General features: G+C 64.4%; 25 protein-coding genes. All 25 read right to left on the bottom strand.

Going from position 1 to position 22469, the window contains the following annotated elements; all coding sequences use genetic code 11:
• Nucleotides 1–39: 39 nt before the first annotated feature.
• Nucleotides 40–222: a hypothetical protein gene (locus ACZ499_RS11405; protein WP_468673933.1), complete on the bottom strand. Its 183-nt coding sequence runs from the start codon at nucleotides 220–222 to the stop codon at nucleotides 40–42.
• Nucleotides 219–566: a hypothetical protein gene (locus ACZ499_RS11400; RefSeq protein WP_468673932.1), complete on the bottom strand. Its 348-nt coding sequence runs from the start codon at nucleotides 564–566 to the stop codon at nucleotides 219–221. Before ACZ499_RS11400 ends, ACZ499_RS11405 begins: the two co-directional genes overlap by 4 nt.
• Nucleotides 563–787 carry a hypothetical protein gene (locus ACZ499_RS11395; RefSeq protein WP_468673929.1) on the bottom strand — a complete coding sequence of 75 codons (225 nt, stop codon included), beginning with the start codon at nucleotides 785–787 and terminating at the stop codon, nucleotides 563–565. Before ACZ499_RS11395 ends, ACZ499_RS11400 begins: the two co-directional genes overlap by 4 nt.
• A 297-nt stretch (nucleotides 788–1084) precedes the next feature.
• Entirely contained in the window at nucleotides 1085–1738 is a 654-nt protein-coding gene (locus tag ACZ499_RS11390; protein WP_468673926.1) for an RNA ligase family protein, read from the bottom strand.
• Nucleotides 1738–2088, bottom strand: coding sequence for a DUF7574 domain-containing protein (locus tag ACZ499_RS11385; protein WP_468673921.1), 351 nt, complete (start codon nucleotides 2086–2088; stop codon nucleotides 1738–1740). The genes ACZ499_RS11390 and ACZ499_RS11385 overlap by 1 nt, the downstream gene beginning before the upstream one ends.
• A gap of 68 nt (nucleotides 2089–2156) precedes the next feature.
• Nucleotides 2157–2393, bottom strand: coding sequence for a hypothetical protein (locus ACZ499_RS11380; protein ID WP_468673919.1), 237 nt, complete (start codon nucleotides 2391–2393; stop codon nucleotides 2157–2159).
• Complete coding sequence (locus tag ACZ499_RS11375) at nucleotides 2390–2917, bottom strand: hypothetical protein (RefSeq protein ID WP_468673918.1); 528 nt, start codon at nucleotides 2915–2917, stop codon at nucleotides 2390–2392. Before ACZ499_RS11375 ends, ACZ499_RS11380 begins: the two co-directional genes overlap by 4 nt.
• Nucleotides 2914–3717, bottom strand: coding sequence for a PD-(D/E)XK nuclease family protein (locus tag ACZ499_RS11370; protein ID WP_468673916.1), 804 nt, complete (start codon nucleotides 3715–3717; stop codon nucleotides 2914–2916). The genes ACZ499_RS11375 and ACZ499_RS11370 overlap by 4 nt, the downstream gene beginning before the upstream one ends.
• 226 nt (nucleotides 3718–3943) lie before the next feature.
• Complete coding sequence (locus ACZ499_RS11365; protein WP_468673914.1) at nucleotides 3944–4726, bottom strand: hypothetical protein; 783 nt, start codon at nucleotides 4724–4726, stop codon at nucleotides 3944–3946.
• Between the two features lie 90 nt (nucleotides 4727–4816).
• Complete coding sequence (locus ACZ499_RS11360) at nucleotides 4817–5437, bottom strand: hypothetical protein (RefSeq protein ID WP_468673912.1); 621 nt, start codon at nucleotides 5435–5437, stop codon at nucleotides 4817–4819.
• A gap of 388 nt (nucleotides 5438–5825) precedes the next feature.
• Entirely contained in the window at nucleotides 5826–6422 is a 597-nt protein-coding gene (locus ACZ499_RS11355; protein ID WP_468673910.1) for a deoxynucleotide monophosphate kinase family protein, read from the bottom strand.
• An 84-nt stretch (nucleotides 6423–6506) separates the two neighbouring features.
• Complete coding sequence (locus tag ACZ499_RS11350; RefSeq protein WP_468673908.1) at nucleotides 6507–6803, bottom strand: hypothetical protein; 297 nt, start codon at nucleotides 6801–6803, stop codon at nucleotides 6507–6509.
• Nucleotide 6804: 1 nt separating this feature from the next.
• On the bottom strand, nucleotides 6805–7644 hold the full coding sequence (locus ACZ499_RS11345) for a CHAP domain-containing protein (RefSeq protein WP_468673905.1): 840 nt from the start codon (nucleotides 7642–7644) through the stop codon (nucleotides 6805–6807).
• Between the two features lie 64 nt (nucleotides 7645–7708).
• Nucleotides 7709–8305 carry a hypothetical protein gene (locus ACZ499_RS11340; protein ID WP_468673903.1) on the bottom strand — a complete coding sequence of 199 codons (597 nt, stop codon included), beginning with the start codon at nucleotides 8303–8305 and terminating at the stop codon, nucleotides 7709–7711.
• Between the two features lie 41 nt (nucleotides 8306–8346).
• Nucleotides 8347–8937, bottom strand: a complete 591-nt coding sequence (locus tag ACZ499_RS11335) for a hypothetical protein (RefSeq protein WP_468673900.1) — start codon at nucleotides 8935–8937, stop codon at nucleotides 8347–8349.
• Entirely contained in the window at nucleotides 8934–10037 is a 1104-nt protein-coding gene (locus tag ACZ499_RS11330) for a DUF5047 domain-containing protein (protein WP_468673898.1), read from the bottom strand. Before ACZ499_RS11330 ends, ACZ499_RS11335 begins: the two co-directional genes overlap by 4 nt.
• The gene (locus ACZ499_RS11325) at nucleotides 10037–12235 is read right to left on the bottom strand and encodes a hypothetical protein (protein ID WP_468673897.1); all 2199 of its coding nucleotides are present in this window, start codon (nucleotides 12233–12235) and stop codon (nucleotides 10037–10039) included. Before ACZ499_RS11325 ends, ACZ499_RS11330 begins: the two co-directional genes overlap by 1 nt.
• 242 nt (nucleotides 12236–12477) lie before the next feature.
• Nucleotides 12478–17157 carry a transglycosylase SLT domain-containing protein gene (locus tag ACZ499_RS11320; protein WP_468673894.1) on the bottom strand — a complete coding sequence of 1560 codons (4680 nt, stop codon included), beginning with the start codon at nucleotides 17155–17157 and terminating at the stop codon, nucleotides 12478–12480.
• 406 nt (nucleotides 17158–17563) lie between these two features.
• Complete coding sequence (locus tag ACZ499_RS11315; protein ID WP_468673891.1) at nucleotides 17564–17884, bottom strand: hypothetical protein; 321 nt, start codon at nucleotides 17882–17884, stop codon at nucleotides 17564–17566.
• Between the two features lie 107 nt (nucleotides 17885–17991).
• Nucleotides 17992–18585, bottom strand: coding sequence for a phage tail tube protein (locus tag ACZ499_RS11310; RefSeq protein ID WP_468673887.1), 594 nt, complete (start codon nucleotides 18583–18585; stop codon nucleotides 17992–17994).
• Between the two features lie 423 nt (nucleotides 18586–19008).
• Nucleotides 19009–19368, bottom strand: a complete 360-nt coding sequence (locus ACZ499_RS11305; protein ID WP_468673884.1) for a hypothetical protein — start codon at nucleotides 19366–19368, stop codon at nucleotides 19009–19011.
• A gap of 364 nt (nucleotides 19369–19732) precedes the next feature.
• Nucleotides 19733–20113, bottom strand: coding sequence for a hypothetical protein (locus ACZ499_RS11300; RefSeq protein WP_468673882.1), 381 nt, complete (start codon nucleotides 20111–20113; stop codon nucleotides 19733–19735).
• A gap of 231 nt (nucleotides 20114–20344) precedes the next feature.
• Nucleotides 20345–21364 carry a major capsid protein gene (locus ACZ499_RS11295; protein WP_468673880.1) on the bottom strand — a complete coding sequence of 340 codons (1020 nt, stop codon included), beginning with the start codon at nucleotides 21362–21364 and terminating at the stop codon, nucleotides 20345–20347.
• Between the two features lie 12 nt (nucleotides 21365–21376).
• Entirely contained in the window at nucleotides 21377–21775 is a 399-nt protein-coding gene (locus ACZ499_RS11290; RefSeq protein WP_468673878.1) for a head decoration protein, read from the bottom strand.
• A gap of 20 nt (nucleotides 21776–21795) precedes the next feature.
• Nucleotides 21796–22440 carry a hypothetical protein gene (locus ACZ499_RS11285; protein WP_468673877.1) on the bottom strand — a complete coding sequence of 215 codons (645 nt, stop codon included), beginning with the start codon at nucleotides 22438–22440 and terminating at the stop codon, nucleotides 21796–21798.
• Nucleotides 22441–22469 lie beyond the last annotated feature (29 nt).

Raw genomic sequence — 22469 nt, 5'->3', positions numbered from 1 at the left:
AAGCAACCGGGGGCTAAAGCTGTGCGTGTGTGGTTGGCGCTAGTTCATGGGGTTGAGGGGCAGGCCGACCGCAACCCAACTCGTCGGCCGGTCCGCTTCGTCCACCTCGTTCAACTCCAGTGCGCAGACTGGGATACAGTCACCTCCGTCGATGTAGTACCCATCCTCCGCAGCCGCCTGGATCGCGGCCTCAATCGCGCGGGCGTGCTCTTCGAGGGTCATACGTCGTCCTCCTGCTCGTACCGGCACGTCCGGTTGTCGCGGTAGACGTCCAACTCCTGGATGAACGCCGGAAAGTCTCGCCACCGGCCGTACTCGAATTCCACCGCTCCCGCAGCCGTCAAGATGTGAGCAGTCATGACGAAGTCGTCTTCGCGGGTGTACTCCGAGTAGCAGAGGCAATCCCACGCAGCGTCAGCGCTTGTCACATGCAGCTCAGAGACGGGCCCGTGAACGTCTACGTCATAGCGGACGTAGTCCCGGTGGTCGTGCTCGTTGGCGCTGGTCTCCAGCCACTTACTGATCAGCCAGGCGTTGACCAGCTCGTCTACGTCGATCACGCTCACCGGACTTCGATCCTCTCTGCGTCGTCGATGTCCTCCGTATGGATGCTGATGTCCCACGCTCCGGCGCCATAGGTGACGTTCGGCCCACCCACAGGGATGGCAGACCAGTAGCCGTCACCCCGGTAGTCCAGCGGAACGCAGATGATCCCTGATGGCAGGCGCAGGATGTGCCCCCGAACGTCGCGATAGAGCCGCGGGCCGGAACGCAGTTTGAATGCCATGGTCTCTCCTCCTAATGCGGGCCGGGGCACTGGCCACGCATGCAGCCGTGCGCCCAGCAGTAGTTAGGGCTGCGCTGCTCTTCCTCGCTCACTTCCGCCCCGGTCGCGCCGGAGCCTTCCGAAGCGGCGTTTTCGGAGCCGGCCGCACGCTAGGACGCTTCGTCTTCGTCTTCGAGTGGTGGTCAATATCGATTTCCACGCCGGACGGCTGAGCGGGTCCGTTGTCGGAGCCGCACGACGTCAGGAGGAGCGCGGCCACGATGAGAGCGCCAACGATGGCAAGGGCGGTGAACACCTTCACGCTGCCGCCTCCCACTTGCCCGCGTCGTGGTTGTCGAGAGTGACTTTGAAGACGCCCCGGGTCTGCGTGTGATAGACGCAGATGCCCTCGGAGTTCATGAAGCCGGGAGCGGCAACAGACCCGCAGTCCTTCAGGTGCAGGAGCGCGTTCTCGATAGCAGACTCACTGAACGTTCCGATGTACAGCACGGGCACGGCCCGGATCTGCCCCGCCAGCGACGAGAGTTCGGCGCGCGTCGCCATGGAGTCGAAACCGTCCTCCCCCGTCGTGAACCACCGTTCCGTGTTGAAGAGGCTGAAGACCTTGCCGCCCAGGTCGTAGCCGCGCTGGATCCCCTGCCCCCACCACTCTCCGAAGTGGAGGCCCTCGCCCAAGATCCGGACGAGGTCCGCGGCGTTGTCATAGACCCACGCGGCGAAGCCGTAGTTGTCCGTCGTCTTGCCAGGGGTGATGATGCGACGTCGGGACTGCGCGGTGAGCCCATACCACTGACCGTCGACATACGTCAGCCGGTCCGCGGGGGTCTCAGTCAGCTCGTCGTCGCGAAGCTTGCTGATGTGTATCGCGCTGTTCGTCCCGTCCAGCTTCTCCGTCACGACGATGTCCCGGAACAGCCGCTTCGTCTTTGGCCACTCGATGAACTCGTGCATCAGACGGCGACCGCCTTCCGCATGCGCCGCTGAACCTGGCGGATGATGCGCTCCAGCGCGTCACGGTCGTCACCATAGGTGGAGTACTGCTCGCGGAACCACGCACGCGACTCCCGGGCGAACTGCGTCGCGTCAGTTATCAGCGTCAGCCCGTCGACACTCTCCACGTCCTCGAACGGCGACGGACACGAACAGCCGGAGTCCGTACCCCAGAACAGCGCTCCGTCCTGAGCTCGTTCCCACACCACGAGCTTGTCGAACTCGTAGCTGCCCGAAGTGTCGACCTCTCCCACGGTCGACAGGCCGTACTTCTCCGGGTTGTAGTAGACGTTCATGTCGTAGTCCGTCACTGTCTCTTCCCTTCGTGTGCATGCAAAGCGGGGCGCCCGATACGGACGCCCCGCGTGTGTGGTTTGCGTTACTTGGCGGCGCTGCGTCGGGCCATCCGCAGCGACTCCACGAGAAGCACGCCCACAAAGGCCGACCAGTAGCTTGGGTGGGGAGCCGTCGAGAACAGCTCGTACAGCCCGATCAGTACCACCCACACAGGCAGCGCTTCGAGCGCCACTATGCCCAGAAAGCCCGCGTATACGCCGATAGTAAAAGCCGCGCCCTGATCACTTGCCGTCTGCCGAGTCGCGTCTCGCTCCGTCACTCGCTCTCCCCCTTCAGTCGTGTGATCTCGCGCGCCTGGCGCACGATGGTGGCGTGCAGCTCCTCCACCTCGTCCGGGTGGCTGTACCGGTCGCGAACGTACTCAGCGTTCGCCTGCGCGCCTTCGAACCGCGCACGCCAGTGGTCGCGCTCGCGCTCAACGATGCTGAGCGCTGAGCGGAGCGGGGCGGTGTTGTCCTGACGCTGTGCGAGGGACTTCCAGAGCTCAACCTCCTCCGCAAGGTCATCCCGCTTCTCTCGGATCTCGTCGACCACCTTCACGACTCGCAACATGTGGTCCGGGTCCCAGCGGTGTCCGGGCCCCTCGTCGATGTCCACGCCCAGCACGCGAGCGACTTCCGCAACGACGTGGCGAGCGTGGCCTCCAGACTCGTTCTCCCGGCGGACAGCCTCCAGTGCGGCCGTCTCCAACCGGTCGATCACTCCCCGGTCTGCGCCACCCTTCAGACGCTCAAGGGTGAAGTGGCGGCGCATTTGGCCTGTCGGACTGCCCAGTCTGCTCACGCTGCCCGCCTCTGCGTGCCCGTAACGAGCTCCCCGCCACCAGCAATGGGGCGGCCGACAACGGCTCGCTTGCCGTGGACTTCCCAGTCGAAGACGCCGCGCAGGTGGAGAAAGGTGTCGAACACTTCCTCGTCGCACTTCACCGGAACAAGCTGCCAGCCCTCCGGGCGGACGTGGAGAACCGCGCCGCCAACCGTGGCCGGCACAGGGACCGACTCCCCCGACTCCGCCAGGATGATGCGGTCCGCGTAGCGGTAGGCGGACAGCTGGAGGGCTACGGAGTCGTACACCCGCGCGGACGTCTTCCAGTCCAGAAGGACGACTTCGCCGTCTACCTCTGCGATGGCGTCGAAGGAGCCCGCGTACTTGTGTGTGTCGCTCCAGACGGTCTCTTCCAGGTGCAGGAAGCGCGGCTTGATCTCCGCAAGGAACTCCCGGAACCACCGGACAAACGGCTTCAGGTCTATGTGCACGGAGCGGTCGTTGATCTTCTCTCCGCGCGACATGCGCTCAAAGAGGTCGTGCGCCGCGCTGCCCAGGTCCGACGCAGCCGTCGTCTTCCGTCGGTGGGCGTTCTTGAGGTAGTCAACCGCGCCCTTCGGGTCGCGTTTGATCAGCTCTGAGACGATGTCCCAGTTGCTGACGGCCGCCTCTGCGGCCTCCTTCGCTGCCCAGAAGGTGAGGAAGTCCTTCGGCAGCATGCCCCCAACAGACGTCACGCCAGGAACCTTGATGTCCCCGTCGTCGGGGTCGATGTAAAAGCGACTCGCGCCGCGCTTCAGTGTGCGTACTCCTGCCATGCTGCCTCCGCCTCGTAGGTGCCTCTACCTACCTAATGGGGCGGTAACCGCAAGATGTGACAGCGGGGAGCAAGATTTTTTAGCTGCCTCCCTGGGATGGCCAAACTGCCAAACTAACCCCCTATTTCAACTTCTCTCTAACGCGTAGGGGAGAAAGTATAAATAGGGGGTTAGTTTGGCAGTTTGGCCACGGGGAGGACGCGGTCTGACGTCGACGACGAGGCCGCTACTCCGCTGACCTGCGCTTTCGTGTGTGGCGACGGAGCTTCGTCACGGCTGCCTGCACGGCGGCTAGATGCTCGTCCAGCTTGGCCCGCTGTCCGTCCGTCATGTTGCTGTCGATGACGTCTGTAGACATCTGTCCCAGAATGTTCAGTACGCCGGCACCGAGCCGCAGGTGGTCGGCCGTCGCCTTCTGCACGGCACCCGTCGCAGACAGGGTAACTGCGGCTGCTGTGTCCGCAGCTGCCGTCACAGCTGTCTTCCCCTTCTTAGGGGCCGGCGCAGCCGCGATGGCTTCATGCCGCGCCATCGTCAGTACTGCCGAGTCGCGCTGACGTCGCTCCCGCTGACGTTCTACGGGTGACGCCACAATCAGCCCGTAGGACTCCAGCTGTTCGTCGGAGTGATTCTCGCGAATGACCTTCGCAATGTGGTACCGCACAGTCGCCTGTACGCGGTCTTCTGCGTCAGGGCCGATGCCCGCCCGGCGGTAGACCTCCCGCGCCAGCTCACGGTACCCATGGCTAGTGCCAGTGACGTCAGGCAATCCGTCTTTGTTAACACTCCGCAGCCTGAGCGCTGCCAGCACTACCGCACAGCTGCGAAGGAGCGCTGTTCCGCGGCCCTCCACAATGGCGTGTTCTCTGACAAGGGCTGCTCCACGTGCAACGAGTGCTTCGGTCGACTCGTCCTCCAGCGTGCTGAGCTCAAGGACGGGCAGATCTGGGAGCCGAGGAGGAGCCTCCACAGATGCCCTCTTCCTCCGGGCGGGAGCAGATCCAGGCATGCGTGTATCTCCAAATGTGGGGGACGACGCGGCCAGGGTACCGCGCGTGTTGCACGCGGACCAGACCGCGCCCCCCGTACGCGAAACTTGTTACGTGAATTCCTTACCGCAGACGCCACAGATGATGGGGCCCGGCCTCAGTGCCGCAGGATAGATCTGGAAGCGGCGCGGCTCATCGCACTTGCACTGCACCGTGAGGCGCGCAGGTACTCCGCTCCTGTTCTCATCGGGGAGAATCAGGTGGGGCAGAACGTGCGGAATGACACTGGCTAGCTGCTCTACGTGGTCGGCGTAGAGAGCGACCGTGCCTGGCGTCAGTTCCGGGGTCGAGAAGCCCCGTCCCGCCACTCGCTTACGCCCCTCTGGCCAGTGGAGACCCATCTCCACGGCTGCATCAAGGAACGCCCGGTTGTGGTAGGCACCTCTTGTGGTGGTGTCCTGGATACCTCGACGCCAGCACAGTAGGTGGGCGGCCTCATGAAGAAGAAGCGTAAGCGTGGCCTCCGCCCCTGCTTTCAGGGTTTCGGTGGTGACGACGAGTGCGGAGACAGTCCCGTCGTCCTCCTCTCGCCAGCGCTCCGCGCCGTGGTTCGTCGGCGTCGGCCGGGGGGAGACGGCGATACGTACGTCTGGTAGCTCTGGCACTGAGTGCTGTACTGCGCTCCATAGGGAACGCAGTACCTCAGCCAGAGGTCCGGGTGAGGTCGGCATGTCCGGAGAATACGTCAGTAAGGGCTACCTATCTCCCTCCTCCGCGTAACGATGCGCGGAGGTCAAGAAACGCAAAAAAGCCCCTGCTCTCCCGTGTCAGGAGGGCAGGGGCTTCATGGTGATTACTGGCTACTCAGTGGTAGCCACTGGGGTGACCTTGCTTCGTACGCTCTCCCCCACGAGGACCGGGAGGACTACCGCGCCAGCTGCGGCAAGCGTCTGCGCAAGGCTGCCTGCCCCCAGCGCAGGGATGAGGGCGGATCCAGCCATCAGGATGGACAGGAGTGCGGCGCGGAGTCGGACGGGCTCCTGCGCGGCAAAGACCTGGAGACTGACGTACAGGCGGATGGAGAGATCACGGAACCACGTCACGTGAGTGCCTTTCGGGCTAGTAGATGCGCGCCTCATGGCGCCCGGATTCGGTGCGGAGGATACGGTCCGCAATGAGGTGCGTCTCGCGATGGAGGTCCGCCACGGTTCCGTTGTTGATCAGGATGTGGTCCGCGACGTCAGGCGGGATGGCCCCCTCCGACTCGTGGTCGAGGTGCGGGATGCCGGGACGGTCGAGGTAGACGAGCGTGAATCCCGCCCGCTTCAGGCTCTCCGCCTCGTTCGGGTAACGCACGTCTGTGATGACGCAGGGCAGGCCCGTGCGCTCGTCGACGTCAGCCACGGTGGCCAGCGCCTGGCGGAGCCAGAAGTCGGGGTCGATGGCGCGGACGGAGGCGCCCAGCTCCTGGAGGATGCGGCGGGCTTCCTCTGTCTCGTCCTTCACGCGCTCCCAGCCATAGAGCGCAACCTCATCAGCCAGGCGGTAATAATCGGCGCAGTTGTCGACCTCCACGATCGGGTCCAGCCGGAGCGCCATCTCCTTGAGCGGGTCCGCGAACGCCACGCGTCGGTATCCGCGGTTGTCCGTCAGCCACTTGCCCACAGTGTCCTTGCCGGACCGTGCGCGGCCAATCAGTCCGATGTGCAGCCCCATGCGGTCGCTCCTCAGTCGTAGATGTCTCTACGGACCTAATGGGGCGGTAGCCGCCAGATGTGACAGCTAGCAGCAAGATTCTTTTCAGTCGTCTCGTGAGGGGCGGCTGATCAGCAGATGCTCGGCGTCGTGGCCGGCCTGCCACTCGCGTACACGCGCTACGTCCTCTCGGACGCCGTCCACGTCGTCTCTGACGTCGTCGATACGTGCGTGGAGCGCGGCGCCAAGTGCATCTACTGCGGAGCGGGTGGCCGCCCCGTCCGCTTCTACTGCGCCCGTGGTCCGGCGGTGGAGCGCCAGGAGGGCGGGGATGGCAGCGACCACGGCAGCGCCCAGAACGGACGCGGCCGTGATCACCGCAACAGCAACTTCGGGGCTCATGTCAGGCGCGGACCTTGAATCCGTGACGGTCACCGAGGCGCGTCAGCGACGTCAGGCCCGGGATTCCGTCAGCGTCGGACCCGCGGTACCCAAGCGAGCGCTGCCACCCCCTGTACGCCTCCACGGTGAGGGAACCGAAGCTGCCGTCAGCCGCGTAGGACCGGGCGAGCATCCCCTCAGCCACGAGCGCCGCCTCCACGATGCGCACGTCCGCCGGGTGCGTGGTGCCGCCCTGCTTCAGGCCCGGGTCACGCCGAGCTGCGGCAACCACGTTGGCGAGGCTCACCGTTGGAATCGATGGCGTCGGAGTGGGCTTCGACGGCTGAGGCTTCGGCGCCTCCTTCGCGTACGCAGGGTCTGCGCTCTTGATGCCGTCAGCGAACTTCGGGTACCCGTAGCCGTACACGTAGCTGTCCCGGCGGACGCGGGTCTTGCGGTACACGCCGTCGCCCTCCGCGCCACCGTCGGCGTTGGTGTTGCCCTCGATGGTGTACACGTACGTGTCGTCGTAGTCCCGGACGATGCCGGTGTGGGTCCCACCGCCTCCACCGTAAAAGACCTGCGCACCAATCGCGGGGTACTCGCTGAAGCGGCCCCGCTGCTTGAACCACGCAACTGCCGTGGCGCAGCTGGCGGTACGCGGGTACAGATCCTGCGCCCCCGCCTTCATGGCGACCCAGCTGACGAACGTAGCGCACCACGCCTGATAGTCCGACCACTCCAGGCCGGGAACGGCCGGGCTGTACTTCTGCTTGTTGTTCCAGTGACCGCCTGCGCGGCCCTCGTGATAGCCGACCTCCGCGTCAGCAATGCGGATGACGTCAGCTGCGGTTACAGACATGCGATCCCCTCCCAGGGCATAGAAAAAGCCCCGACGTTGCGGGGCAGCTGTGCGGTGTTCGGCGTCAGGAGCCGGATGCGAATTGCACGCCGTCGAGACTGGCCCACGTCGGCCATGCGGACAGGTTCGTCAGGATGCCGATGCGGAGCGTTCCATCAGTGGCTACAGACAGGCGAGCGGTCTGGTTATTGCTCTGCCACTCCACGGCAATGGGCATGTCCTTGGTGACTGCCGGCCGAGCAGAGATCGGCAGCGTTGCGACGTCCAGCCATCCGTTTGCGGGTGACGTCACCATCTGCCCTCCGCCCGTCTTCTGGATAATCCCGCGAAGCTGGACCATGTCCCCGACAACGCGGAAACCGGGGTTGCCGGAATTCGCGGTGTAGCCCGTGTTGAACGTCAACGGAACCCACGGACCTGGCGTCAACGGCACCCACGCTGTTCCGTCGTACAGTTCCTTCCGCGCCTCCGCGATAAGGAATGTTTCCATTCCCGCAACAGGTGATGGAATTGCGGCGTTGCGCGCGTTGGCGTTGGCAAAACGGGTGTTGGCGAGTGGGACAAGCGACGCAACGAGTGCGGCCATCGCCGTTTCAATGTTTGGTGCGTCGGACAGCTTGGGGTACGGCACATTCTGAAGCAGGGAATCATATCCGGGCATAACTTCTCCTTCCGTCCTCGTCGGACGGTGGTCGGGGGTTGTCAGACGAGACGGTATGAGCCCACGGCGTCGAATTCAGTCCATTTGTTTCCGGTCGTCGGAAGCGTCGCGCTGTAGTCGCCAAGCTGAATGTCGCCGGTCGTCAGAATCGTCAGGACGCCGAAGAATCCGGCTGCTACCTGGACGGCGATCCGGACTTGTTTTGCGGGCCATGTACCGGCGGGGAGCGTCGCCACAGTGACACCAGCTCCCAAGGTCCCGGACATCTGAGATAGGCCAGCGAGGGACGCTGTCCCGTCGCCGTTGTGGCGCACTGCGGGCGTGTAGAAAGACGTATGCACCGCCCATCCCGAGGCGAGCGTCAGAGGCTGCCACGCCGGGTTGAGACTCGCCGTTGCGCCCTCTACCAGCCAGTTTCCGTCAGGGCCGCGTGTGACACTCACGATGTCGTTCACGGCTGCACCCTTGTAGGAGCGCAGGCGACGGACGCCGACAACAGGGCCAGTCGCCGTCGTAATGTCCACCGTGCCGTCCGAATTGACGGCCGTCACCGTAGCCGGCAGCCACGCAGGGCCGGACTGAATGACAGCCCGTGAGGCGGCGCGCTGAACCGCCTTTGTCATGCTGCTCACGATTCCGCCTTTCCGCCTCGGAGGGTGATTGATGAAGTCCCCTGAGCCGTCAGCGGGATGCTGACGGTCTGTAGGGTGAATAGCTGCTTTCGTCCGCCATCTGTCACCCGCACGCAGTCACCAGCCTCCAACGCCGGATTCGGCGCAGCCGTGATAGTGGTCTGAATGTTCGGAGCAATAGCGTCCGCCAGCATGTAGGTAGCCGCGGACAGGCACGCGCCCGTTGTCGTCAGCAGTGCCGAGGAGTAGTAGCGGGGTACGTGACCGTACGGGCCACCCCAACGGGTTGGGCTTGCCGGATCTGTGTCGTAGGCAACGGCGCTCACCGGCGCAGTGTTTGCCGCCATGTTCTGTCCCGACGCCACAACGGCGTTGAAAACGCCCGTTCGTGACATCTGCCGCGCGGCGTTTATGAGCGTTCCGCCGTCACCGTCCTTGATTTCCCAGACAACGGAAGCCGTATTCACATTCGGTTGGTCAGCAATGACGAACCGGTCCGTCGCATCGACGTAGACCTCTGCCGACATTGACGTTGCGATCTGGGCAACAGCGTCCCACCGGCCCCCCTGCGTGTCCCAGGTGGCAACGGCACATGCGGGATTCCTGCCATCTGACGTCGCGTTGACGATGACGGCCGAAGGCAGCGTCTGCCGAATGAGATACGTGATCGCATCAATACACGTTGCATAGCCGCGGGTTGAGGTGGGGACAATGAAGCGGTCGTCTTGGATCGCTACTTCGCTGCTCTTTCCCGTGAGCGTCACGGGCCCAGTGAGGGTGTCCCCCTGTGGCTCGTCGATGCGGAAAGTTCCGAGCGTCACCATCTCCGTGGTATTGCCAAGGGGAATCCCCTGACTGACCACGAGCGTCTGCCCGTAGACCGCCAGGGGATCCGACGCGGCCCACGGGAGATACTTGACGTCAGCCACCGTGAGCGCGAGTGAGCGCCTGACCTTCGAGCCACGGTCCAGGGTCACCATGCCGTCAGAGATGGGGATGTCCGCAGCCGTGAGCGCTCCGTTGTAGTAGGCATCTACGCGGGTGCGGATGGAATGACTGGACGGGACGGCAGCCAGGAATGCCGCGGAGACAGGACGCATTAGGAGATCTCCGTCCCGGTCCGCACATCCAGCCAGGACGCGTACTTCGTCAGCACCGTGTACCAGTCGGCGTATCCGTCCCGCACCGTCTGCCATGTGCGGTCCACTGCACCAGTCACACCGCCCACTGGCCGGCTCACCTCCGTGAGAGGTAGCGTCCAAGTGCGGTCATGGTGTCCGCCGTACTCGGATATGTGCGTCTCCGTGAGGTCACCCACCTGTGCGTACATGTCGCTCATGGCCCAGTCGGGATGCCACTGAATCAACAGCGTGCCGCCGGTTTCGCAGATCCACGCAACGGTGGTCGCTTCCTCCGCCGTCTCCGTCACGAGCGTCAGCGCTCCCGTGCGGCCGGAGCGCACGTCGGATATGACGATGGGAAGTGACGCACCGCGTACGGTGCTGACTCCCTGACGTGCAGCGCGCTGCCAGTCCGGAAGCGTGGCGACGGTAAGTGCGGCAGACCGAATTGGGTTCAGTGGGTCCTTCACCCACGCGCAAAGCTCCGGTGGAGGATCCAGCGTCAGGGGGTCGCTGATGTAGGACATCGACCCCGTGGGGCCCACGCTCCTGACCAGCCACGACACCGGAACGCCTAGCGGCGCCTCGTAGTCCGTGATTACCGCCAGATCGCCAGTAGGTGTGACGCTGATGATGTCCCCGGACGGGCCGCGTACCGGGTGGACGCTGCCGTCAGCGCCGAGACGCTGAAGGGTGTACGTCCACGTTGGCCCACCGGTTGTCAGACCACTGAGGGTGAGCTGAGCTCCACCTCCCGCGGCTGGTACCGCCTGAACCGTCAGCCCACCAGGGCCAACATAGATACGGTCGAAGTACCAGACTTCACCGGCCGCGCTTCCTGGCACGCTGATGGTGGCGAGGAGAGTCGCCGCTCCTGGAGGCGCGATGTCGGAAGCAGGGCCACCGAACCACACCGAGGAGCCGCCCGCCCAGTCGCCAGCTCGTGACCGGATGACCTGGCCGGCGGCGTTGTACCACGTCAGGCGACTCCTGAAGTTCCTCGTCCCTGTCCGCCACGCTGCCGGCGAGACTTGGTAGGACACGCCCGGCGTCACGGGCACTCGGGTGACGAGTGTCAGAGTGAGGTCTCCGGAGCCCGTCGCCGTGGCCTTCAGGGCGTAGGCCCCGTTGAAAACCTGCAACGTCGACTGAGCCACCGTGCACCCTGACGCCGTCCACCCCGAGAGATCCTGCTCGAAGTCAGCGGTGTTGTAGCCAATGAGGTTGCTCGTCATATTGAGCGGCGCCGTTGGCGCGATATACATCCTGTCGCACGCCCACACCTGCCCTGCGGCCGTAGCAGTCGGGCGGATGACGAGCCGCACGGATGCAGCCCCGGCGGGTGCCGTGGCGATGACTGCGCACCGGGTCCACGTGGCGCTAGCTGGCGTCCACGTGGACGTGGATTCGGAGAGTTTCGTCCCCCCAGCGTCGTACCACCAGAGCTCTACGCGCAGTGTCAGAGCCGATACCGACGGAGCCACCCACGCATACCCGATGTATTCCACGCCCGCCGTGACGGCTGGTCGTGCAGCGTTGTACGCCTGGACGTCACCGGCCGCCACTGACGTAACCGCCATGGACTGATACCAGTCCACTGACGTGGCGTACGGGGCGAGCGTGCAGTTCAGCGCAGCTGTCCACGCGCTGACGTCGACCTCTACGGCCTGCGTCAGCCAGTCAAAGAGGCTGTACGTCAGGGCCGACGGTTGGATCATCAGGAGTGCACGGTCGAGAAACCAGCTTTGTGCCGCAGCCGTCGCCGTAATCCGCACGACCACGAGGGCAGTCGCGGCAGTTGCCGGGGCCACGCCGCTTGCTGCGACCTGGCCCCAGTTGGCGGATGCGGCCGTCATGAGCGGGCCCTGTGTCGTGCTGATGAGAGATCCGCCGGAGGTGTACCAGCGGATCTCTAGACGCGACTGTCCGCCAGCGAGCGGGGTGTAGACCGACGCTGCGGACCAGTAGGTGACTCCAGGCGTGACAGCTGCCCGCGTGGCAATGCCGACCTGACTGTCTCCTGCGGCAGTCGCCTGCCAACGCAGCGAGAATGACCCGAGCGTGCCACCCGCCGCGCGAACCAACGAGCCCGCGTTGACAAGAGCCGTCCACCCGGAGGCGTCCGTCTCGACCGACTCCTGATTGTCGGTCAAGAGGTTGCCCGCGATTGCCACCATCAGGCGTCACCGCCCTCCGCGGGGTCTGGCTCCGTCAGTGGTTCCGCGGGTGGCTCGGGTTCGGGACCTATTGGTGGGTCCGGTATCGGGTCCACAGGGTCGCCCGGAGGAGGCGGGAGATCCAGCACACTCCCGCCGGGAGGTGGCTCCGGGTGGTCGCTCGGGTCTGTCGGAGGAGCCTCCGGTGGCCGGCCCTGATAGATGATCGGGTCGACCGTGTCGTCACCGGGCTCAGGCATGCGTTACCACCTTCCAGTAGTGATGTCTGCTGAGGTGCGCGCCTCGTGGGCCACGACCTCAGTGCGGACAATGTCTGTGATCTCGCGGTCTCCGACGTAGACCCGGACGTCCGCGTGGATATCGCCTCGTCCTCCAGCGCTCTGCACACCGCCCCAATTGGCAGCAATGCGCGACGAGTCGGAGTGCGAATAGACCTGCGCGGGGTGCATGAACCGCACGAGCTCCGGTCCCTGCTCCCCCACCCACGCGAGCTCACCGACGTCGGGGAATCCGCCCTCCGCGTAGCCGCCAGGGCGGTTGAGTGCGGACAGAGAGCCGTATCGGTGGATCGCGTAGTTGAGGCCGGCGTACGTATTTGCCAAAGGATCAACACTCACGCCGTACATGAAGGGCCCGGTACCACGGTACATTCCTGCGTACGTCTGAAACGTGGGGCGGATTACCTGCATAAGGCCCGTCGACGGGTATCCCGCCTTGGCATTCGAGTCGGTGAGGTTTACAGCCCGAGGATTTCCGCCGCTCTCTTGGTTCATCCGCCGGAGTACGGTGTCTGCCCATGTGCTGGGCTCGCTCAGCAGACTCAGCGCCTTGAGGACCGTGGGGCGCCAACGAGCCACGCCAGCGCCGCCGTTACCGCTAGAGTCACCACTTCCGCCACCGAAGCCTACCCAATCAAGTGCCTGGTCCTTCAAGTCGCTCACCATGGTGAGCGGCATTTTCGCCAGCTCAATTCCCCACTGTCCGGCGCCGATGCCCTTCAGCTGGTCTTTGATCCAGTCCTTCGCAACCTCGAACGCCCTGCCCGGGTGATTCAAATAATTCCACCCGGTCGTGAAGAAGTCTCCGACGTCGTGTGCCTTGTCCTTGAACCAATCAACGATGCCCCCGAGGAAATACCCCTTGACGCCTAGCGCCTTTTGGACGCCAGAGACGCCACCTGAGCGGGCAGCAGCGTTCATTGCGTGGACGTACTGAGGGCCGACGGCACGTGTCCACTCCGGACGCATAACTGCCTCACCACCACCCACGGCAATGATCCTGTCGTCGCGTCCGGGCGAGTAGCCCGACATTACGCCGCCCGTTGCGAAGCCCTCAAGATCGATCTTGTCTAGCTTCTTCGCTCCGGTGATTTTTGCGATGGCTGACCACAGAGGGACAATTCCGTGGTTGTAAACGTGGTCGATTATGAATCGGACAGGCTTCTTCGCGATATCCGCGACCTGATCCCACGCCTTCTTAATGTCGTCGCGCGCTGTGGCGAAGGAATCCGCCACAGCGTTGACACCCTGCATGATCTTCCCGAATGCTGGCTTGACTCCGTGGGTGTAGAGCCAATCCGCCTTATCCGCTATCGCACCGAAAATAGGGTCAACCGAGTGATCCCATAGCCACCGGACTCCGGCGCCCACGTCGTGCACTGCTCCGACAATGTGGGAGGCTGCGGGCGCGATGGCCTGCGTGTACAGCCACTCCGCCTTGCCGCCGATCAGGCCAAAGAAAGGGTCGATGACCTTTTCCCACAGCCACTTTGCGGCACCGGATATATTGTCGAAAGCCGGGTGGATCGCCTTGTCCCACAGCCACGTGAAAATGCCGCCGAGCGTCTGCACTGCCAGATATATAGGCAGGAGTGCCAAAGTGACCACGGCCGTCAAGAGCACCTGCGCCGCAGCTCCGATGAACCCGAACACTGGAGAGATGATCGTTTGCCACAGCCACGTCAGTCCGTCACCCACATGCCGGATAGCCCACGCCATTCCGTCAAACGTCGGCTTCAGAATGCCTGTCCACACGAGCGACACCACGGCGCCAATTCCACGAGCCGCAGCATCCACGGCAGCGTGGAAAATCCCCCAGTGCTTATAGGCGTAGATCAGCCCTGCGACCATGAGACCGACCACGATAGCGATTGCTCTAATGATCGGAACAATGCCCGTCGCATTGATCGCTACTGCCCATCCAGCCGTCACAAGGGTGGCCCCTGCTACTGCCGTCTCGTAGAGCGTCATAGCCCCAGCAAAGAGCGCCATCCCCAGCGCAATCGCCTTCTGTGCGAAGTAGATTCCCCATAGCGTCTGCACGAATTCCGGGGCGTTTACCGCAAGCCAGCTGATCGCCTTGAGTAGAGGCTCCAGCGTCGAAAACATGGTCTGCGACAGCGGAGACAACGCCTTTGCCACGTCCAGGGAGGTGCGGAAGATATCTCCGAGGAATTGAGCCAGGCCCGGCGACGTCGATTTGACGTACGCAAGGAACTTCTCAAAATCTGGCGAACCCTTCAGACTCGTCCCCCACCGTGCGAAGCGCGCGGTAATGCGGTCCGAATGCGCCGCAATGCCGTCCATGTGCGGCAGGAATGCGTCAATGATTCCTGCAACGCCCTTGACGACGTTGCCAAACGCGACGCCGAAGCCCACCACAGCAGGCTGTACGTTTTCGCGTAGATCCTGTTTGAAGCCCACCCAAAACGGCGTCTTCATCTGAGCTGAAGCGCGGTCCATGAGTTCCTGAACACCCGCCGCAGCCCCTAGGACAAGCGGCGTGAATCCCGGAAGACTTGCCTTAGCTCCGTCAACGCCTCGGGTGAATAGCGGCAGTACCTCCGGCTGGAGCGAGCGCGACCACTCATTGAACGCAATTTTCAGCCCTTGCGGGCCGGCGATGGCGTCGAACAGCTTGCGGCCTTCCGGTGTCAGCTTCGCAAGCGCCTTACGGTACTCGTCAGATTTGGATATCGCTTTCGTCGTGGTGTCCATCCCGGACAGCCGCGCGGACTCAACACCGCGCTCCGCAGAGGCAATCGAGTCTGCCGCCGATGCCTGAGCGTTTGCCGCAGACTGCACGGCGTCTGACACACGACGCTGAGCGTCTGCAACAGCCTTCAGGGACTCGCGTTGCTGACGCGCGGCGTCGCGCTGAGCGTCGGCAACGGCCTTCGTCTGGTCGGCCACGTCGCGCTGAGCGGTCGAAAGCCGCTTAGCGGCAGCCTTCACCGCGTCGTTGCCGTCGACACCCGCAACACGCTGCTTCGTGGCCTCCACGACCAGGCGCTTGTAGTCCCGTACCTGCTCATCAGCGTGCTGCTTCGCCTGATCGAAGGCGAGCTGCGCCGCCTCCCGCTGAAGGTCGGTGGCCGTGGGGTCGGCCATAACGCGCTGAAGCTCCTCCTGCGCCTGCTTGACGCGGAGGGTTGCCTCCCGCTGATTGAGCTGTCCGTCCTTCAGCTTGTCGTTCAAATCCTGGAGCTGCTGCGCTGCCGCCTGTCGGGCGTCAGTGAGTGCCTGCTCCGCAGCTAGCGCGTCCCGCTGTGCGTCAGCAAGACTTCGCTCCGCTCGGGCAACCGCCTCTGCGGACGAGCGACGCTGATCCGCAGCACGCTGCTGAGCATCCGCGAGCGCGCGTTCCGCGTCCTCGACTGCTCTATTCGCCTGCACAATGGACTGCGCGGCACTCCGGTGCGCAGCTGCCAGCGCCTGTTGCGCGCCGGCCATCTGAAGCGCTCGCTGTGTGGCCTGGATACCGGCGGTCGACCCTGCGGCGCTTGCGGTCGTGCTGTCCTTCTCTGCTGCGCTCTTGGCCTGGAGAGCCGCCGTAATGTCGTGGATCGCGGGCACGGCCACGAGTGCCAGCGCTCCGACACCTCCCGCGGCTGCTGTCGCCATCGAGGCGATTGCGCCTAGCCCAGCCAGGCCTACGGGGATGGCGGGTATCGCCGCTAGTACCGCCATCTGGATACCAAGAGCCATCAGCGCGGAACTGGCCTGCGACGTGTCCGCCAGGGCTGTGATCCTGAAAATCTTGGTGTCGTCAGCCTGCGCCTGGAGGGCCGCCAGCTGTGCGCTCGCGCGTGCAGCGTCTACGCGTACATCGATGTCCGCCGACTTGAGGGACAGGACAGCTAGCCGGGTCTGAATCTCGTTGATCTTCGCTAGCGCTTCGCCTGCGTCTACGTCGATCCCAACGCGCGCGTCGGCCAGTGCCGCAAGCTGAGCACGCAGACTCTGTATCTCCGCGCGGGCCGGTGAGGTGTCGGCGTCAACGTTGATGTCTGGAAGGGATGCCTGCGCATCCGCCACGACTGCGCGCAGCTTGGTGCCGAACGCGCCGTCTACCTCCAGGGCGACAGTCTTCCGACCACCCACCGCTGCAATCTCGGCCCGGATCTCCGCAAGTGCCGCGCGAGCGGTGGCAGTGTCGGCGCGAACAGCTACGTTCGGGTGTTGGGCGCCCAGCTCACGAAGCCTCGCGTCAAGGCGCGTGATCTCCGCTTCCGCGGCTTCCGCGCTGACGTCGATGCCGACGCGCTTGTTTGAGAGCTGTTCCAGCTTGGCCCGGATGCGGGCAAGTTCGGCATCAACGCCCGTGTCCCCGAGCCGGATATCCAACTTCGGCATGGCCTTGAAAGCTGCTTCCAGCTTGCGCCGGATGCTGCGTGCGAAAGCCCCTCCCGCATCGTCGCCCTGCTTACCGGCAGCTCCAACGCCCAGCTTCCCACCCTGGTTGATGGCTTGCGGGATGGCGATAACGATGTTCTTTGATATCGCCTCCCCCATCTTGCGTCCTGCCTCTTCACCAACCTTGTCGGCAATGGGGAGGATGAGGGCTTTCAACTTCGTATGAAACTGCGGAACAATCGGAACAACGTCAACGGCGGCGCCACCGACAATATCCAGGTCACTCATTGCGCCTCCCGGCTCTCATCTCTGAGCCGTGGGTCAAGCGCACGGCGCTGCTCTTCTGTAAGCTGTTTACGGGTGCCTGCCGACGTCGACGGGGTGATTCCCGGGCGTGGAACAGGGTGGAACTCCGGCGGCTTTCCGCCCGCAGCTGCGATGGCCACGCCACGGCTGAGTACGAGCTCGTCTTTGATGCTGGCGAGCAGCATTTCGACGGAGCTCCACGGGGCGAGGTCGGCTCTGTAGTCGGCCGATGCCTCCCGCATTAGGTCGGGGTCCGTCGCGTTGCGGAGCGCGGTTTTGGTGGCTGATTCCGGAGGGAGGTGGTCTATCAGAACGCGCAGCCGTCGGAGCGACATGCGTCCCCGATAGACGTCAAGGAGGTCAATCCCCCGCCACGCTAGATCCGCTTCTAGCGCTTCCGCGTGCTCCGCGAGGATCGCGAGCGTGCCGAAGACTTTCCCGGGTTCTCTCCGGCCGCTTCCATAGCGGAAGTAGAAAACTCGTTGATCTCTTCAAGGGTGGCGTCCAGATCAATGAAGATCTGAACGTCATCCTCGTGCAGCACGCCCGCTGCCCACGTGTCGTAATCAACGACCCGCAGTGCACGGAAGTGCGACGGCCGCCACTTTGTGACCGGGCGAATCCGCAGGTCAACGTCATTGAGAGGCACCGTGAGGAATTCCTCCGTCGCCTCGATCTCCTGAGCGTCAGCGGGGGTTACGTTGGTCATTGCGCGGGTCTCCTAAGTTTGTGGATGTGCGCGGGTCTTGTGGAGCTGAATTGGGAATGAAGCGGGACCCCGGACCCGCGCGGTACAGGGTCCCGCTGGAATGTGAGTCAGGGGCCGACAGGGAAGAATCCGGAGACGTCGACGCCGCCGTACTTGATGTAGCGCTTCACGGCAGCCGCGTTCGAAGTGCCCTTGAAGAACTTGAACGTCATCTGGACCGACATAACGTCTTCCGTCTGGGGCTGCTCGTCACCACGGTCAGAGACCTGGCCGTTCGGCATGTAGAGCCGCATGCGCTTACTGCCGTCCATCGTGTCGAAGATGAAGGCGTACTTAAGGTCGGCCGGCTTGTCGGGGAGGTCGTACGACGCAATGTCGGTCGTCGGCTGAAGCGCCGTTACCGCCACGTCGTCGTAGAGGCTCCGGACGAGGGGGTTCAGTCCCTCCAGGAAAGTAACCTGCGCAGACTTCGTTGACTTCGTCCGCAGCGTCCGAATCGCGTCAAGCGATCCAGCCGCGTTGACGTCCTTGGACTCGCCCTCAATCTTGAAAAGGCCACCCTCGGTAGTAACCCAGCCAAGGCACTTCCAGCTAGCGGCCGGGTCGGCAAATGCCGTCGGTGCGGCAGTGTTCGCCGCAGCCAGGTACACGAGGTAATCGGTTGCGCCGAAAGTCAGATCGGCATTACGGGTATCCGTCATCAGCCCTCCAGGGCATGCGAAAGACCCGAAATGCATCGGCAATTCGGGTCAGAAATTCAGGTGGTTTAGGCGTCCCGGAGGCTCACGGTGTACGTGGCGCCGCGACGGTGGATGCGCTCGTTCGCCCACGGCTGCCGAGAGGGCCCCGCGTCGCACCGGACGTCGCGCACTACGGCGCCGCCTGCGGGCCCTCGAAGAGCCAGGAGCGCATCCCGTACCGTCAAAGCCAGGGTCCGTGCGCCATCTGCGGAGCTGGCGAACACATCGACTGCCACCCGGGGATGCGCGGTGAATCGGTTGTCAGGGCCGCCGATCCGTTCCACCCGGATCATGGGGAGGACGTTCTCCAGGTCGTCAGGGGTCTCAGCCGCGCTGAACACGCCTGTAGCTGTCTCCAGCCATGGCGCAAGGACAGTTTCGATGTCACTCACGATGGCCTGCCTTGACGTCGTCGATGCCCTTGCGGAAGGGGCTGTATCGCTGGACTTTGCCGTTGCCGTACTCCACGGCCCGTGCGTACGAAGCGGTGTTCACCACAATGGCGCCTGCACGGAGAGCGGGCTTCCCGTGGAAGGGGGCGTTCTTCACATGTGTACGCACTTCGAAGCTGTCCCGGTACAGCCCGGGGTGTGGGTCTGCGTCCGGGTCGCCAACGGGAGCGTGCTGTTGCGCCGCTTCCATGATCTTGATTGCGGCAGCCAGGCAGGGCGCGTGCAACCACGGGCGAGTCAGCATGCGTCCGATGCCGTTGAACCGACCGACGTAGCGGGAGCGGTAGGTCATCCGGTCACCTCCTCTAGCGCCGCCTCTACGCGGGCCAGGGACGTCAGGGGGAAGACCAACGGGCGGCCTACCACCTCGTACGCCTCGTAGTCGGGTGCGCCTGGCGTCCCACGAATGATGCGGTCAGCGGGCCGTACGTCGGTCCCGAGCGGAGCGGCAAACACCCTCCGCGACGTCACCACGGTCGATGCGTCGTGCTCTTCCGAGGACGAGCCGACCGTGACGCCGTACGGACTCATTACCGCGCAGCGATCGACCGTGATACGGACAGGTGGGCCAGGCACGCGGGTGCCGGCAGAGTCGCGCGTCCACGGGCCGGGCCGCTCAATGGTCCACGTCTCCGACATGAGGGCAGAGATCAGGCTCATGGCGACGTCCAAGAGCATGTGGCGGAGGTCGTCTCCACGGGGGTGATGTCCAGCGACGAGGCGCCAGACGCCAGACCCACGGCGCGCCGAAGGCGACGCCGCTCATCAGACGTCATGGCCATGCCGATCTGCGACGCGAAGTAGCTGACCAACATTCCGCCCGCCTGCTCGGAGCTCACACCAGCCGTGTTGACGAGCACCCGCGATGCCATAGCCAGAGCGACGGACGCCACGCCAGGTTGCGGAGGATCGGTGATCCGGTCCCCCACCTCCCCAGCGATGGCGTCCGTCGTCATGAGATCGATGACGCTGAACTGGGCATCGCTGTATGCCCGCCCGGTCAGTGCCTCCAACTGAGCTCTACTGATCAGTGGCATTGGCGGGCGCCTTCCGTCGGGGCGCCGCACGCTTGACCGGAGCCTTTACGGCGGGCTCCGCGTGACGTTGCGCGGAGGGTGGCACAGACCACGCCTTCGGGTTGGTGATCAGCTGCTGTGCCCACTCCGGGACGTCATCCGCGGGGCCGAACACGTGGGCCATTCCGTCGGCGTCCGTCACGTGAACGTACGTTGCCAGGGTTGCCATGCGTGAATGCCTCGCGTTTCGAGTTAGAGAACGTCAGCCTGGAAGGTGAGGTCCGGCGCCGCTACGACAGGGAGCGCGATGGCGGTCGCCCGGGTCCAGACGGTCTGTGGGTCCTCGCTCTTGTAGGCACCGACGGCAATTCCCGCAGCAGACCCGGCCAGGCCGTAGCGCGGATCGTCCGCCTCCACCGGCACACCCCAAAGGGTCTGGCCCACGGCGTCACCGAACTCGGGGAGGAACAGGATCTTATCGACGGGAGTGACTCGCGTTGGGGTTCCGTTCACGGAGACCTGCGCGTCGTAGATGATCGGCTGGGGAATGTCGAAGTCTGAGAAGACATTCGACAGGCCGTCCTTCGTCAGCACAGCGGGCGTGGTGCCGTTGCTCGCCGACATGGAGAGAAGCTGGGCATTGCGCCGGAGGGCGTTCCAGATCGTCCGCGACATCAGCGTGTACGCAGGGAGGCGACCGTTCGTCGCGACGTAGACGTCCAGCCACGTCTGAAAGTCGTCGTATGCCTTCGCCGTGGCGTAGGTGCTCCACGGAGTTGACGCCGTCACGGAGTGCGCAGCATTGCGGCCGAAGTCGACCGACGCCTGAACGTTGTTCTCGTTCAGGGAAACGCCAGCCGAGAACAGAGCCTCACCGCGAGCAAGTTCCATTCGCGCTTCGATCTGACGGGCCAGACGGACGCCGTCGTCGAGCATGGCGTCCCGGATCTCAGCGTTCTGCGTGTCGACGTTCCGGCGCCGGATGCGCTCGTACTCGCCTACGGGGATCTTCCGCGAGATAGGAGGCAGTTCGCCGCTCACGCGCGCCCCACCGGGCCGGACGCCGACGTCAGACGACGCGTCGTAGGCGCGGAAGGTCGCAGCCTCCGTCAGACCGCCTCCGCCCCGCGTGAAGCGGTAGCTGAGGTCATTGATGGTCCGATTCGGAAGCCAGCGGTCAAGGGTCTGCTCGTTCTCCGGGCGGTCGGCAAGCGCCGCTCGCGCATACCCGGTGAGCTCCGCGGGAGTCGCGAACTCGTCAATCAGCTGCATGGGTTACCTCTCTCAGACGAAAAGGACGCGGGCGCCGAGATCGGTCTTGCCTGCGGCGTCGACGGCGACGGGAAGCTTGGCCTCCCGGATTGCGCAGTGGACGAGCATGGAGCCGACGGCGCTGGACAGGGTCGCGCCCCGTCGCGTCACGACCTCAACACCCGTGAAAAGGAAGCCGACGCAGGTCTGACGGCCGTCGGTCTTGGTGTCGTCGTACAGGCCGTACTTACCGGACGCGGTAATCTTGCCGAGCGGAAGTCCACTCCTGATGAAGCCGTCCGGGTAGTGGGTGCCAGCCGTGAAGGTGCTGACGTCGAGAGTCACGCTCAGGGCAATGTCAGTGCCGTGGTCGCCCTGGAGCCAGTCCCGTCGATCCTGGCTGAACGACTCGGTAATGAGTCCGAGATTCATAAGTGGTCCTCCGGTATGGGTCAGTTCTTGTTGTGGCGCTGCTTGTAGAGCTCCGCGCCTGCGTTCACGTCGCGCGTGCTGCCCCCCGCGTCAGAGCCACGCGGACCACCCGAGCGGGGCGGAGGCGTCGTAGTGCCTGCGGGCGCAAAGTCCTGTAGCAGCTGAGCCGCACTGGCCTCCAGCTCCTCCTTGGTGGAGCCCCGGAGCCAAGCGGCCTGCGAGGAAGTCAGCTGCTTGTCGGCCGCAACCTGAAGCTTCAGGAGCTCCGCCGTTGCGGCAGCTGCCTGCGCAGCGTTTGCAGCCGCCAGAGCCGCAGCGTCATCGCGCTCCTTCTGGAGTCGCTGCGTTTCGGTGAGTTCCGCCGACTTGCGGGTGTTGAGTTCCACCTCAGCCGCGCGCAGTCGCTCCAGCTCCGCAGCGTCGGGGGCAGCGTTCGCGCGCTGTTCGTGCTTGCGGGCGTGGTGCTTCCAGTACGCAACCTGATGGGCCGGGTCCATCTCCGCGACAGGCTTGCCGTCCGGGTAGCCGTGCTCGTTGAGCTGAGGAGCGCCGGCGCTGGCCCCACCACCTCCGCCACCCTGATTGTTCGGGTCTGACTCGTAGAGGGTCCACGGAGACGAGGCGAGCGTTAGCAGATGACGACGCGAGTGAGCGTTTCGAAGCATGCTGAATTTCCCCTGTCGGGAGTCGTCGG

The organism is Streptomyces sp. NPDC031265 (assembly GCF_055570295.1).
The sequence above is the reverse complement of the archived record's forward strand: the minus strand, read 5'-3'. Positions and strand labels throughout refer to the sequence as shown.

Coding starts and splice junctions, on each gene's coding strand:
- ACZ499_RS11325 (WP_468673897.1), bottom strand. CDS start 12,235: ATGGTGGCAATCGCGGGCAACCTCTTGACCGACAATCAGGAGTCGGTC.
- ACZ499_RS11295 (WP_468673880.1), bottom strand. CDS start 21,364: ATGCAGCTGATTGACGAGTTCGCGACTCCCGCGGAGCTCACCGGGTAT.
- ACZ499_RS11345 (WP_468673905.1), bottom strand. CDS start 7,644: ATGTCTGTAACCGCAGCTGACGTCATCCGCATTGCTGACGCGGAGGTC.
- ACZ499_RS11310 (WP_468673887.1), bottom strand. CDS start 18,585: ATGACGGATACCCGTAATGCCGATCTGACTTTCGGCGCAACCGATTAC.
- ACZ499_RS11355 (WP_468673910.1), bottom strand. CDS start 6,422: ATGGGGCTGCACATCGGACTGATTGGCCGCGCACGGTCCGGCAAGGAC.
- ACZ499_RS11290 (WP_468673878.1), bottom strand. CDS start 21,775: ATGAATCTCGGACTCATTACCGAGTCGTTCAGCCAGGATCGACGGGAC.
- ACZ499_RS11350 (WP_468673908.1), bottom strand. CDS start 6,803: ATGAGCCCCGAAGTTGCTGTTGCGGTGATCACGGCCGCGTCCGTTCTG.
- ACZ499_RS11395 (WP_468673929.1), bottom strand. CDS start 787: ATGGCATTCAAACTGCGTTCCGGCCCGCGGCTCTATCGCGACGTTCGG.
- ACZ499_RS11285 (WP_468673877.1), bottom strand. CDS start 22,440: ATGCTTCGAAACGCTCACTCGCGTCGTCATCTGCTAACGCTCGCCTCG.
- ACZ499_RS11315 (WP_468673891.1), bottom strand. CDS start 17,884: ATGACCAACGTAACCCCCGCTGACGCTCAGGAGATCGAGGCGACGGAG.
- ACZ499_RS11320 (WP_468673894.1), bottom strand. CDS start 17,157: ATGAGTGACCTGGATATTGTCGGTGGCGCCGCCGTTGACGTTGTTCCG.
- ACZ499_RS11390 (WP_468673926.1), bottom strand. CDS start 1,738: ATGCACGAGTTCATCGAGTGGCCAAAGACGAAGCGGCTGTTCCGGGAC.
- ACZ499_RS11370 (WP_468673916.1), bottom strand. CDS start 3,717: ATGGCAGGAGTACGCACACTGAAGCGCGGCGCGAGTCGCTTTTACATC.
- ACZ499_RS11330 (WP_468673898.1), bottom strand. CDS start 10,037: ATGCGTCCTGTCTCCGCGGCATTCCTGGCTGCCGTCCCGTCCAGTCAT.
- ACZ499_RS11300 (WP_468673882.1), bottom strand. CDS start 20,113: ATGCCACTGATCAGTAGAGCTCAGTTGGAGGCACTGACCGGGCGGGCA.
- ACZ499_RS11305 (WP_468673884.1), bottom strand. CDS start 19,368: ATGACCTACCGCTCCCGCTACGTCGGTCGGTTCAACGGCATCGGACGC.
- ACZ499_RS11340 (WP_468673903.1), bottom strand. CDS start 8,305: ATGCCCGGATATGATTCCCTGCTTCAGAATGTGCCGTACCCCAAGCTG.
- ACZ499_RS11405 (WP_468673933.1), bottom strand. CDS start 222: ATGACCCTCGAAGAGCACGCCCGCGCGATTGAGGCCGCGATCCAGGCG.
- ACZ499_RS11360 (WP_468673912.1), bottom strand. CDS start 5,437: ATGCCGACCTCACCCGGACCTCTGGCTGAGGTACTGCGTTCCCTATGG.
- ACZ499_RS11365 (WP_468673914.1), bottom strand. CDS start 4,726: ATGCCTGGATCTGCTCCCGCCCGGAGGAAGAGGGCATCTGTGGAGGCT.